The organism is Burkholderia sp. Ac-20344, from assembly GCF_017104975.1.
Lineage (GTDB): Bacteria > Pseudomonadota > Gammaproteobacteria > Burkholderiales > Burkholderiaceae > Burkholderia.
In genome coordinates this window covers 32,684-50,389 of the sequence record NZ_JAAGPP010000025.1, presented here as the reverse complement: position 1 = coordinate 50,389, position 17,706 = coordinate 32,684, and the positions used below count along the sequence as shown (strand labels likewise).

General features: G+C 68.1%; 14 protein-coding genes and 2 pseudogenes. 4 read left to right on the top strand and 12 right to left on the bottom strand.

Annotated elements, in window-relative coordinates; genetic code table 11:
• The first annotated feature begins 242 nt into the window (after window positions 1-242).
• Window positions 243-1,745, top strand: coding sequence for a flagellar filament capping protein FliD (fliD, locus tag G3N64_RS11315; protein ID WP_205784034.1), 1,503 nt, complete (start codon window positions 243-245; stop codon window positions 1,743-1,745).
• Window positions 1,746-1,943: 198 nt separating this feature from the next.
• On the opposite strand, the gene G3N64_RS11310 is transcribed toward fliD, so the two are convergent.
• The 4 genes from G3N64_RS11310 to rbsK form a co-directional block, all read right to left on the bottom strand.
• Window positions 1,944-2,591, bottom strand: a complete 648-nt coding sequence (locus G3N64_RS11310) for a hypothetical protein (RefSeq protein WP_205784033.1) — start codon at window positions 2,589-2,591, stop codon at window positions 1,944-1,946.
• Window positions 2,592-3,230: 639 nt separating this feature from the next.
• Window positions 3,231-4,175, bottom strand: coding sequence for a dihydrodipicolinate synthase family protein (locus G3N64_RS11305; RefSeq protein WP_205784032.1), 945 nt, complete (start codon window positions 4,173-4,175; stop codon window positions 3,231-3,233).
• Between the two features lie 45 nt (window positions 4,176-4,220).
• A complete protein-coding gene (locus G3N64_RS11300; RefSeq protein ID WP_205784031.1) occupies window positions 4,221-5,540 on the bottom strand; it encodes an MFS transporter in 1,320 nt (439 codons plus the stop codon).
• A 60-nt stretch (window positions 5,541-5,600) separates the two neighbouring features.
• Entirely contained in the window at window positions 5,601-6,527 is a 927-nt protein-coding gene (rbsK, locus tag G3N64_RS11295; protein ID WP_205784030.1) for a ribokinase, read from the bottom strand.
• Between the two features lie 241 nt (window positions 6,528-6,768).
• Here rbsK and G3N64_RS11290 point away from each other — a divergent pair, with 241 nt between their 5' ends.
• Complete coding sequence (locus G3N64_RS11290) at window positions 6,769-7,854, top strand: LacI family DNA-binding transcriptional regulator (RefSeq protein ID WP_205784029.1); 1,086 nt, start codon at window positions 6,769-6,771, stop codon at window positions 7,852-7,854.
• Between the two features lie 37 nt (window positions 7,855-7,891).
• Here G3N64_RS11290 and G3N64_RS11285 read toward each other — a convergent pair whose 3' ends face one another.
• From G3N64_RS11285 to G3N64_RS11270, 4 genes and pseudogenes are all read right to left on the bottom strand, one after another.
• Window positions 7,892-8,887 (bottom strand): lysozyme inhibitor LprI family protein, encoded by a 996-nt coding sequence (locus G3N64_RS11285; protein WP_241020895.1) that lies wholly within the window; start codon window positions 8,885-8,887, stop codon window positions 7,892-7,894.
• A gap of 380 nt (window positions 8,888-9,267) precedes the next feature.
• Window positions 9,268-10,881, bottom strand: a pseudogene (locus G3N64_RS11280) (amidohydrolase); the annotation flags it as partial.
• 36 nt (window positions 10,882-10,917) lie between these two features.
• Window positions 10,918-11,997: pseudogene (locus G3N64_RS11275) on the bottom strand (sodium:solute symporter family protein); the annotation flags it as partial.
• A gap of 92 nt (window positions 11,998-12,089) precedes the next feature.
• The gene (locus tag G3N64_RS11270) at window positions 12,090-13,007 is read right to left on the bottom strand and encodes a LysR family transcriptional regulator (RefSeq protein WP_205784027.1); all 918 of its coding nucleotides are present in this window, start codon (window positions 13,005-13,007) and stop codon (window positions 12,090-12,092) included.
• 128 nt (window positions 13,008-13,135) lie between these two features.
• Here G3N64_RS11270 and G3N64_RS11265 point away from each other — a divergent pair, with 128 nt between their 5' ends.
• Both G3N64_RS11265 and wrbA read left to right on the top strand, forming a co-directional pair.
• A complete protein-coding gene (locus G3N64_RS11265; RefSeq protein ID WP_205784026.1) occupies window positions 13,136-13,861 on the top strand; it encodes a pirin family protein in 726 nt (241 codons plus the stop codon).
• 61 nt (window positions 13,862-13,922) lie between these two features.
• Window positions 13,923-14,525, top strand: coding sequence for an NAD(P)H:quinone oxidoreductase (gene wrbA, locus G3N64_RS11260; protein WP_205784024.1), 603 nt, complete (start codon window positions 13,923-13,925; stop codon window positions 14,523-14,525).
• Window positions 14,526-14,616: 91 nt separating this feature from the next.
• On the opposite strand, the gene G3N64_RS11255 is transcribed toward wrbA, so the two are convergent.
• From G3N64_RS11255 to G3N64_RS11240, 4 genes are all read right to left on the bottom strand, one after another.
• Window positions 14,617-14,922, bottom strand: a complete 306-nt coding sequence (locus tag G3N64_RS11255) for a hypothetical protein (protein WP_069249854.1) — start codon at window positions 14,920-14,922, stop codon at window positions 14,617-14,619.
• A gap of 234 nt (window positions 14,923-15,156) precedes the next feature.
• A complete protein-coding gene (locus G3N64_RS11250) occupies window positions 15,157-15,891 on the bottom strand; it encodes an LrgB family protein (RefSeq protein ID WP_174998548.1) in 735 nt (244 codons plus the stop codon).
• Window positions 15,888-16,259, bottom strand: coding sequence for a CidA/LrgA family protein (locus G3N64_RS11245; RefSeq protein WP_205784023.1), 372 nt, complete (start codon window positions 16,257-16,259; stop codon window positions 15,888-15,890). Before G3N64_RS11245 ends, G3N64_RS11250 begins: the two co-directional genes overlap by 4 nt.
• A 399-nt stretch (window positions 16,260-16,658) precedes the next feature.
• Window positions 16,659-17,693, bottom strand: a complete 1,035-nt coding sequence (locus tag G3N64_RS11240) for an alpha/beta hydrolase (RefSeq protein ID WP_205784022.1) — start codon at window positions 17,691-17,693, stop codon at window positions 16,659-16,661.
• Between the last annotated feature and the right edge of the window lie 13 nt (window positions 17,694-17,706).

Sequence of the window (17,706 nt, the reverse complement as noted above, 5' to 3'; positions counted from 1 at the left end):
AAATCGCCGACCTTTAGGTCACACCGCTCCACCCCACTCCCGTCTGCATTTTTCTCAACAATCATTACAAAAAATGACCAAGTAATACCGATTTAAATATACGATAGCGCACGTCCTTACGTTTTCCCGACACTCCCGTGAACCCCGGAATGCGTCGCGCCGGAGACGGCCTGCAGGCGAATCGCCGCAGCCCGTCTCGGCAGCCGCTCGTCACGGGATCGCTTTTCAACCGGAGACCACCCATGGCAACGAACACGCCCGTGACCAGCGGCGCGAACGCAAACAGCCTGTTGCAACAGGCGGCGCAATCGATCATCAACGGCTCGACCGGCAATCCGTCGATGGACATCGGTTCGCTCGTCAAGACGCTGGTCAATGCGAAGACGGCCGGCCGGGCCGCGGCGCTGGCCGCGTCGCAGGCAACCGGCACCACGCAGATCTCCGCATTCGGCGCGCTGTCGTCGGCGCTGGGTGCGCTCGAGGCGGGCCTCACGTCGCTGACGAATGGCGGGTTGCAGTCGACCTTCACCGCGGTCGCGAGCGGCAAGGGCCTGACCGCGACGGCGGGTGCGGGCGCGGTGGCCGGCACCTACACGATCGGCGTCACGCAGATCGCGACCGCGCAGGCGCTGGCTTCGTCGGGCTTCGACGGGAGCAAGGCGCTCGGCACCGGCACGCTGACACTGTCGCTCGGCAGCCAGTCGTTCAAGGTCGACGTCAACGGCACGAACAACACGCTGTCGGGCATCGCGGCCGCGATCAACTCCGCATCGAACAATCCGGGGATCAGCGCGACAGTCATCAACGGCACCGACGGCGCACACCTCGTGCTCGCGTCGTCGAAGACGGGCTCGGCAAACGCGATCAGCGTCGCGGTCGGCAACGTGGCCAACGACAACGGGCTGTCGAATCTCGGCGTCACGTCGACGGCCGACACGGCCGGCGGCGCGTCGAAGATCGATTCGGCGAACAGCGCGGCCGCGTGGCGGCAAAGCGCCGTCGCGCAGGACGCAAAGTTCACGCTCAACGGCATCGCGTCGACCAGCGCGAACAACGCGGTATCGGGTGTGCTGAGCGGCGTCACGCTGAACCTGTCGGCGGCCGCGGTCAGCGCGACCGATACGCAGACGCTGACGGTCAGCACCGATACGAAGTCGCAGGCGGCCACGATCACGAATTTCGTGAACCTGTACAACACCGTCGTCAAGACGACGGGCGCGCTGTCGAGCTACACGGCAGGGGCAAGCTCGCAGGGCGCGCTGATCGGCGATTCGACGCTGAACACGATCCGCAACTCGCTCGCGTCGATCGTCGCGCGCGGCGTCCCCAACGAGAACGGCAACGGGCACACGAACCTGTTGGCGATCGGCATCTCGCTCGAGAAGGACGGCACGCTGAAGGTCGACAGCGCGAAGCTCGACAGTGCGCTGACCAACAACCCGTCGGGGGTCGCGCGCCTGTTCAACTCGACCAACGGGATGGGCGCGCGCCTGACCGAGCAGATCGCGCCCTTCACGAAGAAAGGCGGGATGATCGAAGTGCGCACGAACGCGCTGAGCGCCGACCTGAAGCGCGTCACGCAGCAGCAGACGGACCTGGCCGACTACGCCGCACAACTGACCAAGCAGTACCAGGCGCAGTTCACGGCGCTCAACACGCTGATGGCCAAGATGAACTCGAACACGCAGTACCTGACGCGGCTGTTCGGCGGCGCCAACAGCAACGGCACGCTGGCGAACAAGTGACGGGCGTCCGGGCCGCCCGATGATCGTGGCGGCGGCCGCCGGTCAATGGATCGACCGGCTCGCGCCGCCGCGCACGGTGTCGCGCCTGGAAACGTCGCTCACGCCCGGCGGTGCGCACGCATGCGCCGGGTTCCGTTCCCCGCTCTGCGCCATCGCGGCAGGCAGCCTGCCCGCGGTTCGCCCGAATCGGGCGTGCCGTCAGCCGAGACCTTCGACGCGATCGGCGAACAAGTCGATCGCACGCGACACCTGACGGCCGAAATAACCTGGCCGTTCGCGCTCGTAGGCGCGCAGCAGCGACGTGCATTCACGCTCCGCCCAGCGCCACACGGGGCCCTGTTTCGCGAAGACCGGATGATCGTGCAGTTCGGCCGGTACCGTGTGCTCGTCGTCCCAGCCCCAGAAATACGCCTGGTGCGCACGTGCGAACGGCATCCCCAGATTGCTCGCGACGGTCTCGTCGTGGCGCAGCGTGAAATCGACGATTTCCTTGCGCGCACGGCCGCCGATATCGTCGTGACGCGCCTCGATCCAGCAGTGATACCTCGCCAGCTGCGACAGATGCCGCGCGGTGCGGCGCCGCTCGCGCGTCGTGCACAGCGCATACAGGTTGCCGCCGCCGAAATCCAGCACTTCGCCGCCCGCGTACGGCCGATAAGGCGTGCCGGTCAGCAGCGTCAGCACCTGCGCGCCGACGATCGCGTAGTCGGCACATCGCATGTAGCCGCTGCGCGTCGTCGCTTCCGACACGCTGCGGTGGACGACCTCGTCGATCACGGCGTGCAGCATGGCATCAACCGGCGCCGCCAGGATCGGTGGCGGGCTTGTCGTCGTGACGTGTTGCATGGGAAGCGGATGCGGATTCAACGGTTCGTCGGCAAAAAGCGCTCGGCGGCGCGATATTACGAATCGTTACAAGAAACGGTGCGACGGTTTGATCAGATTTGTGTGCTTTTGTCGTCCGACGTGGACATGCGCCGGTCAGCCGGCGGCGGCGGCAGATCGCGGGGCACAACGGGTCGACGGGACGAGCGGCGGCGTTGCGTTCGGGGCTCGCGGCTCGCGGCTCGCGGGCGGCGCGATGGTGCGATGAGATGGATGAAGATGGCGCCGTGCGACGGCGTCGTGTCGGCGGTACACGGTCGTTCGTGACAACGGCCATTCAGTGCGGCGGCCGACCGCGACAGGCGGCTTTGCCGCCGCCTTCGACAGCATTGAAAATCCCGGCAGGTTCGCCGCGTTACGCGTTCGGCCCGAACGCCGCGCCGGGTTCACACCATCCGGAGCATGGCAGATACGCCAGGAACGCCGCTGGCCGCAACGCGTACGCGACGCATCGCAACCTGCCGACCGAGCTTGCGGCCAGCGCGCGACGCTACCGCGCGCTTTCCAACGCACTCATGCAAGCGAAGGCACCCGCCTGCCCGGCACGCCATGCCATGCCGTCGCGCACCGCACGACTCGAACGGCACACCGCGTGCGCAATTACGCAGCGATCCGCCGGCGGAAATGCTCGGTGCCGGCCACGATCTTGTCGAGCACCGCATCGAGCGCCCAGAATCGTTCACGCACATCGTAGTCGATCGCGCGGCACTTGATCGACCCGAACGTGCCGATCCGCTGGTGATAGAGCTTCGCGAGCGCCGGGTACCCCAGCACCTCCGACACGGCCGAGACGACGAGGAACGTCGAGAGCTCGTCGGCCAGCGCCGGATTCGTATGGGCTTGCGTGCGCAACCACCGGTACAGATCCGGATGGAAGTTGGTGAACACGCCGTTGAAGCCGGCGGAACCCGCCTTCATCGCATCCCACGCAATCGCGGCGTTCGCGTTGAGGATCTTCAGCGGCGAGCCGTCGGCGAGCGCGACCCGCCGCTTCACCGTCTCCAGGTCGCAACTCACGTCCTTGAGCATCACGAACCGGCCCGTGTCGATGCACGCGCGCAGCTCGTCATCCGACAGCAGCCGCCGGTAAGGCGCCGGACACTCGTACAGGCCGAGCGGCAGATCCGACGGCAACCGCGCGAGCAGCCGGTGAAGATGGTCGAGCAACGCGGCACTGCCCTTGCGCTGCGGATCGAGACGGTTGGTCACGAGCACGACGCCCTGCGCGCCCGATTCGGCCGCCGCGCACAGCTCCGCGACCTGCGCGTCGAGATCGTCGCTGATGTGCCCGGACGCGACGACGGGCACCCGCCCGGCCACCCGCTCGACCACGAAGCGCGCGAGTTCCGCGCGTTCGGCCAGACTCAGGAACTGCATCTCGCTCGACTGCGCGACCGCGAACAACGCATCGGCGCCGTGCGCCAGGTACCACTCGATCAACCGCTCGAGCCCGGCGTAGTCGATCGCGCCGGCATCGTCGAACGGCGTCAGCATCACCGGGACGATGCCCTCGATGGTCACGTTCGATTGCTGCGGGTGTTGCATCTGTTTCTCCTTGCTTCAGTGAATGCGGGGGGGCATACCGCGTGCTCAGGCCGGCAACGGCCCGGGCGCGGCGTTCGCGGCCTGCTCGGGAATCGGCTTGCGCACCAGCAGCAGGTAGGCCATGGCACCGGCGAACGCGATCGCCGCGGCCGTCAGCAGCGCCGGCACGAACGACCACTTCTGCGCAATGATGCCCGTCAGGATCGGCGCAAGCGCGCCGCCGATGAAACCGCCGAAATTCTGGATCGCGCCGAGCGACGCGATACGGCTCGGCGGCGCGGCCGCCGTCGCGAGCGCCCACGAGCAGGCCGACGCCGCGTTCGCGAGAAAGATCACGACCGAAATGCAGGCGAGCGCCACCGTGTTGCTCTGCACGAGCGCGGCGGGAATCGTGAACGCGACCATCCCGAGCATCGCGACCACTACCGCATTGCGCCGGCTCACGACCGGCGAACGGCTGCGGCGCGTGACCAGATCCGACAGCCAGCCGGCGACCAGCGAGCCGACGAAGCCGCACAGGAACGGCACCGACGCGGCAAAGCCGGTACGGATCAGGCTCATGTGCCGTTCCATCGTCAGGTAGCCCGGCAGCCAGGTCAGGTACACCCAGTTCAGGTACACGGATCCGAAGAAGCCGATCAGCATCCCCCAGGTCGTGCCGTGCGAGAACAGGCTGCGCCATTCGGCGAACGTCAGTTTCGGTGCGGCGACCGCGCTTTGCGCATCGGCATCGAGATAGCTGCGCTCGGCGGCAGACAGTTGCGCGCGCACCGGATCGCGATACAGCGCGAACCAGACGACGGCGACGACGAGACCGGCTGCGCCCGTCACAATGAACGCCCAGCGCCAGTCGAACGACGCGACGAGAATCGACAGCAGCAACGGCGCGAGCGCGGTGCCGAGCGGCGACGCGGCGTTGAAAATGCCGGTCGGCGTGCCGCGCGCACGCAGCGGAAACCAGTTGCTCACCACCCGCGCGGCCGACGGGAACTGCGGCGCCTCGCCGATGCCGAGCACGATGCGCGCGACGATGAACCAGCCGAAGGTCGACACGATGCCGCCCGCCGCCTGCGCGAACGACCACACGATCAAGCCGATCCCAAGCAGCCGGCGCGGGCCGATGCGGTCGACGAGCCCGCCGACCGGGAACTGGCACAGCGCATAGCTCCACGAGAAGGCCGACAGCAGCAGCCCCATCTGCGCGAGCGACAGGCCGAGATCGCCTCGGATCGCCGAGCTCGCGACGGCCAGCGTGCCGCGATCGAGGTAGTTGACGATCCCGCTCGCCATCAACAGCGCGAGCGCGATGCGTTGCCCGCGCCGGATACGCGGCGGTGCTTGAGGAACAGGTTGGCTTTCGTTCATGTCGGTTGTCTCCATATCACTGATATCGGCCGGTTCCGGCCTGTCCGTCTCATGCGGAATTCACGGTTCCATGCGCGCCACTTCCTCGCGCGTCGGGATCGAGGTCTGCGCGCCGTAGCGCGTCACGCTGATCGCGGCGGCGCGCTGGCCGAAGCCGATCGCGTCGTCCATCGATGCGCCGCCCGCGCGGGCGGCCGCGAAGCCGCCGACGAACGTGTCGCCGGCCGCGGTCGTATCGACGGCGACCACCGACATCGCGCGCAGGCGGCCATTGCCTGCGCCGCCGCGCCAGCACACGCCGCGCGCGCCGAGCGTGACCAGCACGTTGCCGACGCCCTTCGCGCGCAGCGCATCGGCGGCGCGCACGGCCGACGTGTCGTCGCCGACGGCAATGCCGGTCAGCGACTCGGCTTCGGTTTCGTTGACGACGAGGTAGTCGACCCGTGCCAGCAGCGCGTCGAACAGCGGCTGCGCGGGCGCGGGATTGAGCAGCACCGGCGTGTGGTGCGCGGAGGCACAGGCAATCGCGCGCGCCACGGTAGCGACCGGCACTTCGAGCTGGCACACGAGCAGCGCGGCGCCCGCGATCGCTTCGCGCGCCGCGTCGATCCGGTCGGCATCGAGACGCGCATTCGCGCCAGGCACGACGACGATGCTGTTCGCACCGCTGTCGTCGACCGTGATCGTGGCCACCCCGGTCGCCGTGCCGGCAACGCGCTCCAGGTGCGTCACGTCGATGCCTTCGGCCGCCAGCGCGTCGTGCAGGCGTGCGCCGAACGTGTCGTTGCCAACGCAGCCGATCATCGCGACCGACGCGCCCAGGCGCGCGGCCGCGACCGCCTGGTTTGCCCCCTTGCCACCGTGAACGGTCTGGAAGTCCGTGCCGAGCAGCGTCTCGCCCGGCACCGGCAGGCGCGGCGCGCGCGTGACGAGGTCGATGTTCACGCTGCCGGCGACGGCGATGCGTGGTGGATAGGCGTCGCTCATTTCCGAATGTAACCGCTTACATTTGCGGCGGACAAAATGGCCGGAATGGCCGTCGTCGATGAAAAATTCACGATATGGATAGAATATGGGTCTGACATAATACGGAAGCACGTCAAGATAGCGCTTACATTCTCACAGGGCCGAGCGGGAATGCAAGTGGCGCAACCACGAATTAGGGGTAAACATTGACGCATTTGACAACGCGCGGCGCAGTCACCGCCGCCACGCCGGGAGACAGCCGATGAGCGCGCCTCCGTCCCGCGCCGGTGCGCCCCGGGCGCGCCGCGGCAGCGGCCGCTCGGTGCTCGGCGATGTCGCGAAGCTGGCCGGCGTATCGACCGCGACCGTCTCGCGCGTGTACAACGATCCCGGCAAGGTGTCGGCCGACGTGCAGCAGCGCGTGCGCGACGCGGCGCACGCGCTGAACTGGATTCCGAACGCGGCGGGCCGTGCGCTCGCCTCCACCCGCACCCACATCACCGGCGCGATCATTCCGACGCTCGACGACCAGGTGTTCGCGTCGCAGGTCGCGGGCATGCAGACGGTCATGGCCGAGCACGGCATCACGCTGTTCCTCGGCTGCTCGAACTACGATCCCGCGCAGGCGCTGGCCCAGGTGCGTGCGATGCTGTCGCGCGGCGTGGAAGCCGTGTCGCTGGTCGGCGAAGCGTATCCGCCGGAACTGTTCGAACTGCTTGCGATGCACCGCGTGCCGTACGTCGTCACGTATGCGTATCGCGACGACAGCCCGCACTGCTGCATCGGCTTCGACAACTGCGCGGCGTTCGCGCAGCTCACCACCCACCTGCTCGACCTCGGCCATCGCGATTTCGCGATCATCATGCAGCCGTCGGCCGACAACGACCGCGTGCAGGCCCGCCTGCGCGGCATTCACGACACGCTGGCCGCGCGCGGGCTCGCGGTGCGCCCCGTCCATCAGCACGAAGGCGCGGCCACGATCGCGTTCGGGCGGGCGAGCCTGAGGGCGATCGTCGACAGCGACGCGGCCACGCGGCCGACGGCCGTGATCTGCGGCAACGACGCGCTCGCGCTGGGCGCGTTGCTCGAGGCGCAGGCGCTCGGCATCGACGTGCCCGCGCAATTGTCGATCACCGGGTTCGACGACATCGCGCTCGCGCGCGAGATCCAGCCGCCGCTCACGACGATGTGGGTCGACACGAACGCGATCGGGCGCCAGGCCGCACGGGCGTTGCTCGACGCGCTCGAGAACGGCGCGACGGGGCCCGGCCATGCCGTGCTGCCGGAGTTGCGCACGCGGGAATCGGCTGCGCCGCCGGCGCAGGCGCGCGCGGCGCGAAAAAAATGAAGACGTGCCGGGCGGTGTCGGCCGCCCGGCCCGCTCGTCACGGCATCACGTCGACGGGCAGCGTCTTGTCGAGATTGTCGTGCCACGCGACGATGGTCTTCGGCACGGTTTTCTTCCACGCCGGCACGGTCGTGTAATAGCGCATCCGTACGTTGTTCTGCGCGTCGAACACGAGCAACCCGATCCACAGATCGTTCCCGCGGCGCATCACGATCGCCGCGTTCGTCGTCGCGATGCCGCGTACCCAGTACGACGTCACGTGCGTGTCGAGGCCGTCGAGATCCTTTTCGCCGGCGCTGTAATTGACGTTGTCGACGAGCGTCTGATAATCCGCGCCGAGCAGCTTGTGCGCGGTCGCGTTCTGCGTCGCGTCGGCGACGACCTTGAGGCTCAGCAAGTCGGCCGCCGGCTTCGCCTGGAACTGCGACGCGGTTGCATACTCGCCGCCGTAGGAGACGCCCGCACCGGCACCGCAATCGAAATCCGCGCCGTGTTGCGTGACACCGATGCGTCCGCCCTTCCGTTCGAAATCGAGCCGGCACGTGTCCTTGCGATAGGTGCCGCTGTCGCCGCGCAGCACGATGTCGCCGTCGAGCCCGCCCGTATTCGCGCCGTTGTTGCCGCCCAATTCGAAATGCAGGCGCGGCGGCGTGCCGGTGAAGGTCAGCACGCCGCCGAACGACGGGTTGTCGCTCGTCATGTACCACGTCTGCTGCCAGCGGTCGGCGGCCAGCGGCTTGCCGTTCAGGCTCGCGAGCCGTTCGCGGTAGCGGTCGCCCAGGCACGGCGCGTCGGCGCCGCACTGGTCGCGCTGCTTGAGCCACTTCAACTGCGCGGCCTTCAGCGCGGCCGTATCGCCGCCCTTTGCGAGTGCCTGCTTCCACGCCGCCGCAAGGCCGCCGTCGAGCTTCGACAGCGTGGCGTCCGCGCAGATCGTCTTCTCGGCTGGCGACGCGGCTTTCGCGCAGTCGAAGCCGGCGGCATGCGCAGCGAGCGGCAGCAACGCGGCGGCCGCGATGGATCGCAGATGCATGTGCGATGCACGACTGGCGGGATTCGCGGTTTTCCCGCGCGCATTCGATCGGTTCTGGAGGGTCATCGGCTTGGCTCGTCGCTGGATCGCGCGCCTGTAGAAGCTACCTGCACGCGACATTCGAGGTAAAAGCGCCCGGCCCGGCATGCGGCGCACGCCGTTGCTCGCCGAAGCCTAACCCGAATGCGCGACGCCGATCAATCGACGTTCGATGTCGGCGCAACCGTCGGGGCAGTCACGCTGCATTGCACGATACCGTCGCGCAATGCGGCTTCTACCGCGGCATCGATGAACCCGATGAACACCATCACGCCGTCTCCTTCGCGCGCGGCCAGCCCTTCGTCTTCCATCGACGAGAAGCGGATGCGCCGCGCGGCGAGCTCCTTCAAGCGCGCGGGCGCACATACCGACGGATCGTCGTCGAGCACTGCAAAATCCGCGAACTTGCCGATCTCGATGCTGCCGACGAGATGATCCATCCGCAACGTATAGGCCGCGCCGAGCGTGATCGCATGCAGTGCGTCGTCGACGGCAATCCGCTCGCCTTCGCCGAGCACACGCCCTGACGCCGTCTCGCGCTGCACCGCGCACCACGCGGTGAACAGCGGATTCAGCGGCGTGATCGGCGCATCCGAATGCAGCGCGAACGGAATGCCGAGCCGCCGCGCGGAGCCGGCCGCATCCATCCGGTTCGCGCGATCGGGGCCGATCGTCTGGCTGTCATGCGCATCGCCCCAGTAGTACAGATGATTCGCGAAGAAGTTCACGCACATCCCGAGCGCGCGAATGCGCTTCAACTGCGCGGCGTCCGCCATCTGGCAATGCTGCAGCGTATGGCGATGATCCAGGCGCGGGTGGCGCGCGAGCAGCGTCGCCATCGCATCGAGCACGACGTCGGTCGCTTCGTCGCCGTTGGTATGCACGTGCAGTTGCAGCCCCGCGCGATGAAACGGCTCGAACACGTCGGCGAGCTGGGCGGGCGGAATCAGCCACAGCCCGTTCGGTTGCCCTCCCGCGTAACCGGGCCAGCGCACGCGCGCGGTGAAGCCCTGAATCGAGCCATCGACGATGAACTTCACCGGCCCGAAATGCAGCTTGGCGGTATTGCGTTCGATCTCCGCGAGCACGCTGTCGGCCGAGCGCGCCGGATTGCGCTGCGGCGCGAACGCCGGCACGATCCGCACCGGGTAATCCGGATCGGCAGTGACTTCGTGCAGCGTGCGGTGGCCGTCGGCCGACAGGTCGTTGACGAGATCGGTGGCTGTCGTCACGCCCGCGAGCCGCGCGACGCGCCCGAAATTCCAGACGGCGTGCGGCTTCTCGCTCGCGGAAATCGCCAGCTTGCCGCCGATCGTCTGGTAGACCGGCAGCATCGCCGCGAACTCCTGCAGCTCGCCGGTCGGGCGGCCGTCGGCGTCGCGCGTCACGCCGTCGATGTCGGTGTCCTCGTCGATGCCCGCGCGCGCGAGCATCGCGCCGTTCACGTTCATCAGGTGCACGCTCGCATGCAGGATCGCGATCGGCCGGCGCGCCGACACGCGATCGAGTTCGCGCGTCGTCAGCCGCGCCGTGCCGAAGAAGATCGGATCGAAACCCCACGCGAGCAGCGGCCCGTCGTCGGTCATCGCGCGCTCGGCTTCCGCGAGCCGTTCGAGCACCGCGTCGAGCGAGCGCAGGCCCGGCCACAGCGTGCCGTCAGGGCCGCGCCGGTCGTAGTAGCCGACGTACACGGCGTCCCACATCGCGCCTTCCATCAGGTGGCAATGCCCTTCGACGAGCCCCGGCATCAGCACCTTGTCGCGCAGCGTGTCGTCGGTCGTGCACGCGCCGAACCGCGCGTGCCACGCGGCGGCGTCGGCGGCATCGCCGATCGCGAGGATGCGGCCGTCGCGCACGGCGACGTGCGTGGCCGACGGCTGCGCCGGGTTCATCGTCAGGATGCGGCGCGCCGTGAACACCGTCACGGGCGCGGCGGGAGTTGCAGATGCTTGCATGGGAAGCGGCTCTCCTTGCGGCGGAACGCCGATGGCTCAGGATACGGCGTATTGCTTGACGGGACGACCGTGCAGCATCACATGCACGGCCGCGACGACGAGCACGTTGACGACGAGGCACACGAGGCCGAGGTTGATGCCGCCGAGGTCGACATGGAACAGATAGAAGATCATCGCGAGCACCTGGCCGCAGATCATTCCGGCCCCGACCGCGACGGGCCGCACCCGGCGCCGCGCGAGCAGGATCAGCACGCCCGGCAGAAACTGCGTGACGCCATAGTACGTGGTGTTGATCAGCGTCAGCATCAGGTTCGGCGTGAGCAGCGTGGTCGCGATCGACAGCAGCAGGTAGCCGACGATCACGTATTTCGCCGCCCGCTTCTGGCGCGACTCGGGCAGGTTCGGCATCAGGTTGCGCGTGACGATCGGCCCGATCGCGAGGCAGATGCCGGCCAGCACGAGCAGCCCCGACAGCGCGGCGCCGGCCGCGACGAGGCCGATCAGCCAGCCGGGCAGCAGGTGCGTGACGGCGGCGAAGAACGCGTCGTTCGGCGCCGCGAGCGTCAGGTTCGCGGTGATCGCGTAGTACGACGCGATCACGAGGAACGGATACATCAGCATATAGAGCGGCATCACGACCTGCGTGCGCCGGATCGCATTCGGCCCGCGCGCGGTGAAGAAATTCTGCGCGGCGAACGGCATCAGGTAGAAGCCGAGCGACTGGAACAGCATCGTGCTCATCGAGAAGCGCAGCTGCGATCCGCTCATCGTGTTGCTGACCTGCCGGCTCGCGGCGTCGAACACCGGATGCACGCCGCCGACCTGCCACGCGACGGCCACGCCCGTCACGACGATCGCGAGCAGCATCAGGATGTCCTTCAGGATCGCGATGTACGCCGACGCGCGCACGCCGGAGATCGCGATATGGGTGAACGCGAGCGCCGCGCACACGAAGATCAGGTACCGCGGCTCGACATGCCAGCCGAGCCCCTTCAGCGCCGCGACGAGCCCGGTGAACTGCAGCTGCCCCCAGTATTCGAAGACAAAAAGGCGCGGGATAGTGCCAGACGCGGGCAATCGCTTGGGCCAGCGGCGTCCGCCCCGGAAGACGGGAGAACGCGCTTCGTCATGGCCGGGGCATTATTCTCCGCACATTCCGCGGAGAATAACGCCTCCATTCACCGCAAGCCGGCCCGTTACCGCGTCCGTTACCGCGTCCGGCCTGGCCCGCCCTTCCCCGCCGGCGCAGCCTCGCCGAGCCGTTCCGCGAGAAACCCGATGAACGTGCGCAGCGTGACGAACCCTTCCCGATGCTGCGGGAACACCGCATTGAGCGTGATCGGCGACGGCGCATACGCGTCGAGCACCGGCACGAGCGCGCCGCTGTCGAGCGCCGCGCCGACGATGAAATCCGGCAGCAGCGCGATGCCGAGCCCCGCGATCGCCGCGTCGCGCACCACTTCGCCGTTGTTCGCGACGAGCGGCCCCTGCACGTCGAACGTGCGCGCGACGCCGTCGACGCGGAACTCCCAGCCGATGCGCCGCTCGCGCCCGTACAGCACGCACGTATGGCCGGCGAGATCGGCCGGCGTCTGCGGCGTGCCCTGCCGCTTCAGGTAGGCGGGGCTTGCGCACGCGATCATCCGCCACGCGCCGAGCGGGCGCGCGATCAGCGTCGAGTCCTCGAGCGAGCCGATCCGCAGCACGAGGTCGAAGCCCTCCCCGATCAGGTCGACGCGCCGGTCGGTCAGGTCGATGTTCAGCCGCACGGCCGGGTGCGCGGACAGGAATTCGGCGATCAGCGGCGACACGTGCGTGATCCCGAACGACAGCGGCGCGCTGATCTTCAGCGATCCGTGCAGCTCGGTGCTGCGCACCGACATCGCCTGCTCGGCGTCGGCGATCTCCGCGAGGATCCGCTGCGCGCGCGCATAGAACTCCTGCCCCGATTCGGTCACGGCGAGGTTGCGCGTGTTCCGGTGCAACAGCCGCACGCCGAGCGACGCCTCCAGCGCCATCGTGCGCCGGCTGACGAACTGCTTGGACAGCATCAGTTGATCGGCCGCCGCCGTGAAGCTGCCCGCATCGACCGTCGCGACGAAGATCCTCAGATCGTTGAGTTCCATATTGTCCACTCCATAGCGACAGTCATTATCTCTGTAGCGATTTATTTGTCAAATCGATTGACCTAAGATTCATCTCAACGAACGGCCGGGCCCACTTCCGAGGTCCGGCGTCTTGAGGAACAAAAATCATGATCGAAATCCGTGCAGCAAACCAACGTGGCCGTGCGGAGCATGGCTGGCTCAGCTCCCGTCATACGTTTTCGTTCGCGAATTACTACGATCCGAAGCAAGTCGGCTTCTCCGACCTGCTGGTGATCAACGACGACCGTGTCGCGCCGGGCCGCGGCTTCGGCACGCACCCGCACCGCGACATGGAGATCCTGTCGTACGTGCTCGACGGCGCGCTGGAACACAAGGACTCGATGGGCACCGGTTCGGTGATCGTGCCCGGCGACGTGCAGCTGATGAGCGCGGGCACCGGCGTGCGCCACAGCGAGTTCAACCACTCGCCGGAACTGCCGGTCCACTTCCTGCAGATCTGGGTCGGGCCGTCCGAAAAGGGTGCCGAGCCGCGTTATCAGCAGACGAATGTCACGGCCGGCGACAAGCGCGGCAAGCTCGCCCTCGTCGTCTCGCCGAACGGCGACGCCGGTTCGCTGAAGATCCGGCAGGACACGCGGATCTATGCGGGCCTGTTCGACGGCGCTGAACGCGCGACGCTGGAACTGGCGCCGGACCGCTTTGCGTACGTGCACGTGGCACGCGGCAGCGTGACGGTCAACGGCGTGACGCTCGGCGAAGGCGACGGCGTGCGCATCCGCGACGAACAGGCGCTGACGTTGGCCGACGGGAAGGATGCCGAAGTGCTGGTGTTCGACCTGCGTCCGGTCGAAGTCACGGCCGAGTGGGCATAAAGCCCGTTCGGGAAACCGGGCCCCGCCGATCGCGGGGCCCTTTTAAACGGAGATTCGCAACATGGCCAAGGTACTCGTTCTTTACTACTCGTCCTACGGGCACGTCGAAACGATGGCGCAACACATCGCGGAAGGCGCGCAATCGGTGGCGGGCGTCGAGGTCACGCTCAAGCGCGTGCCGGAAACGATTCCCGTCGACCAGGCCCGGGCGATCGGCGTGAAGGTCGACCAGGCTGCACCGGTGGCGACGGTGGACGAGCTCGCCGACTACGATGCGATCATCTTCGGCACGCCGACCCGCTTCGGCAACATGGCCGGCCAGATGCGCACGTTCCTCGACCAGACCGGCGGCCTGTGGATGAAGGGCGCGCTCGTCGGCAAGATCGGCAGCGTGTTCGCGTCGACCGGCACGCAGCACGGCGGCCAGGAAACGACGATCACGTCGTTCCACACGACGCTGCTGCACCACGGGATGGTGATCGTGGGCGTGCCGTACGCGTGCAGCGGCCTCGTCAACATGAACGAAATCACCGGCGGCACGCCGTACGGCGCGACCACGCTCGCGGGCGCGGACGGCAGCCGCCAGCCGAGCGCGAACGAGCTCGACATCGCGCGCTACCAGGGCAAGCACGTCGCGGAACTCGCGAGCAAGCTCGCGTCGTAACGCGCCGGCCCGGCCATTCGGGCAGCCCCGCACACGCGCAAACGGCGCCGGTCGATCCGGCGCCGTTTGCGCTGTGCCCCAGGTCCGGCCGTTACTGGCCCGACGCCGGGGCAGCCGGCGCCGCCTTCGTCGCGGGCGCCTTCTGCGCGGCGTTCTGCGGATAGTTGCTCTGGTCGTTGGTCAGCCGGTAGCCGCTGCCCGTGCCGATCGCCTTCAGGTCCGACGCGTGCCGCGCCCGGGCGGCCTTGCGGGCCGCCTTCTTCTGCGCCTTGTCGAGCTGCTTCTGCGTCGGCGCGGACGCCGGATCCTGCGCGTATGCCGCCGGCGCGGCGGTCAACAGCAGACCGAACGACGCCGTTACTGCTACTGCCACTGAAACCACGCGAGACTGCTTCATGGCCGGATCTCCTTGTCGATTGTTGGCTGTGGGTCGGACACCGGCGCGCACACGACCGCTTGCGACAACGGCGCCGATGCAACGTTAGCCGATCAGTATTCGGTTGTCCCTGTGCGTTCCTGAATTCTCCTGATAACGGCCACGATACATGCGCACGGCGTGTACCGTCGTTTCGGCGCCGCGCCGCGCCATCAGGGAAACCGATAACCCGGCCTCGGCCACCCCGGCCGGCGCTCAGACCCAGCGCGACAGCACCGGCAGCAGGATCGGCACGACGAAGGCCGTCAGCACGCCGTTCAGCCCCATCCCGAGCCCGGCGAACGCGCCGGCCTCCTCGCTGACCTGGAACGCGCGCGCGGTGCCGATCCCGTGCGACGCGACGCCGAGCGCGAACCCGCGCACGGCCGGTTCGTCGACGCGCAGCGCGTTGAGGATCCCGCGCGCGCACACGGCCCCGAAGATCCCGGTCGAGATCACGAGCACGGCGGTGAGCGACGGAATCCCGCCGATTTCGGCCGCGACGGCCATCGCGATCGGCGTCGTCGCCGATTTCGGCGCGAGCGACGCGATCGTCTGGTGCGACGCGCCGAACAGCGCCGCGATGCCGACCGCCGACACGATCGCAGTGAGCGAGCCCGCGAGCAGGCCGACCAGCAGCGGCACCGCGGCGCGGCGCAGCTTCGACCACTGGCGGTACAGCGGCAGCGCGAGCGCGACGGTCGCGGGGCCGAGCAGGAAGTGGACGAACTGCGCGCCTTCGAAATACGTCGGATACGGCGTATGGGTGATCGTCAGCAGCACGACGATCAGCGCGACCGCGATCAGTACCGGGTTCGCGAGCGGGTTGAAGCGCGCCCGCGCATAGACGGCCTGCGCGAGCAGATAGGCGATCAGCGTGATGGTCAGGCCCAGCAGCGGGGTCGCGGCGAGATAGACCCAGATCGCGCCGAGCTTCGGGAAGGCCGTCATTGCGTGCCCTCCGCGGTGCCGCCCGCGCGCCGCTGGCGGCGCAGCAGCGCGCGCGTGACGAGCGCCGTGACGGCGATCGCGAGCGTGGTGCTGACGGCCAGCGCGACGACGACCGCGACCGCGTCGCCGCGCACGCGGTCGGCCGACACCATGATCCCGACGCCGGCCGGCACGAACAGCAGCGACAGGTGGCGCAGCAGTTCGAGCGCGGTCGGCTCGATCGTGTCGGCCACCTGCGGGCGCAGCATCACGAAGCCGAACAGCAGCAACATGCCGATCACGGGGCCCGGCACCGGCAGGCCGAACAGATAGGACACGCCTTCCCCGAGACACTGGAAGATCAGCAAGACCGCGAACGCCTGCAACACGAACCGATTCTCCCGAACGTGGCCGCGCGAGCGTGCGGCTGCGCGGCCGATGAACCGGCGGCTGGCGGCGCCGGCGTAAACGATACGCGCGATCGTACCAACAATGCCGACGGCGCGGGGCGGCGTGGGCGCCGGGGTCGTCGACGCGGGCGGGGAAAGCCACGACGTGAAACGCAGCGCGAAGCCGGCGATGCGGCGCGGTTCGCGAAGGAGATCGTGTCGCTGAACCGGGACGGAAAGTCGCGGACGGCCGCGGTGTGCGGTGTGCGGCGTAAAAGCCGGCCCATTCGCCCGGCTCGCCCGCCGCATGCAACAAAGGCGGGCACATGCCCGCCTCTTCGTCATCCGCACCCGCGCCACCCCCTGCCGCAGGAATAGCGCGGGTGCGAACCCGCCGCGTTACTTCAACCGCGTCGCAATCTCGTTCGCCATCGCCTTCATCGCGGCCTTCGTCGGCGCATCCGTGGCCAGTGCGTTCAGCAAGCCGAAATCGTGGATGGTGCCGTCGTAACGCGTGGTCGTTGCGTCGACACCGGCCGCATCGAGCTTGCGGCCGTACGCCTCGCCTTCGTCACGCAGCACGTCGAACTGCGCGACCTGGATCAGCGCGGGCGGCAGGCCCTTCAACTGCGCGGTGCTCGCGCGCAGCGGCGACGCGTAGATTTCGTTGCGTTGCGCTTCGTTCTTCGTATAGGCGTCCCAGAACCACTTCATCATCGGCCGCGTCAGGAAGTGACCCTGCTGATACGCGTTGTACGAACCCGTGTTGAAGTTGTGGTCCGTCACCGGCCACATCAGACCCTGGAAGCGGATCGCGGGGCCACCCTTGTCCTTCGCCATCAACGCCACCACGGCCGCCATGTTCCCGCCGACGCTGTTGCCGACCACCGCGAGGCGGCTGCCGTCGACGCCGATCTCCGCGCCGTGCGCGGCCACCCATTTCGTCGCCGCATACGCCTGATTGATCGCGACCGGGTAACGCGCTTCCGGCGACGGCGTGTAGTTCACGAACACCGCGACGGCGCCCGACTGCACGACGAGATCGCGCACGAGGCGCTCGTGCGTCGGGAAATCGCCGAGCACCCACCCGCCGCCGTGGATGAACACGAATACCGGCGGCGTACCCGTCACGCCTTGCGGACGCACGATCGTGACCGGCACCGACAGGCCGTCCTGCTCGATCGTGCGATTGGACACGTCGATGCCGGACAGGTCGACCTTCACGCCGTTCTGCGCGTCGACCAGCACCTGGCGCGCCTTCGCGGGGCTCAGCGTTTCGAGGCCCGGACCCTTCTGGCCGTTCAGCGCGGCGAGGAACGCGCTCGTCGTCGCATCGGGACCGACGGCGTCGGTGCCCGCGGCGAACGCGGCAGGTGCGGTGGACAGTGCGGCTGCCATGGCGGCGGCGATCAGCAGCGGCTTGACGATCTTCATGGTGCAACTCCTT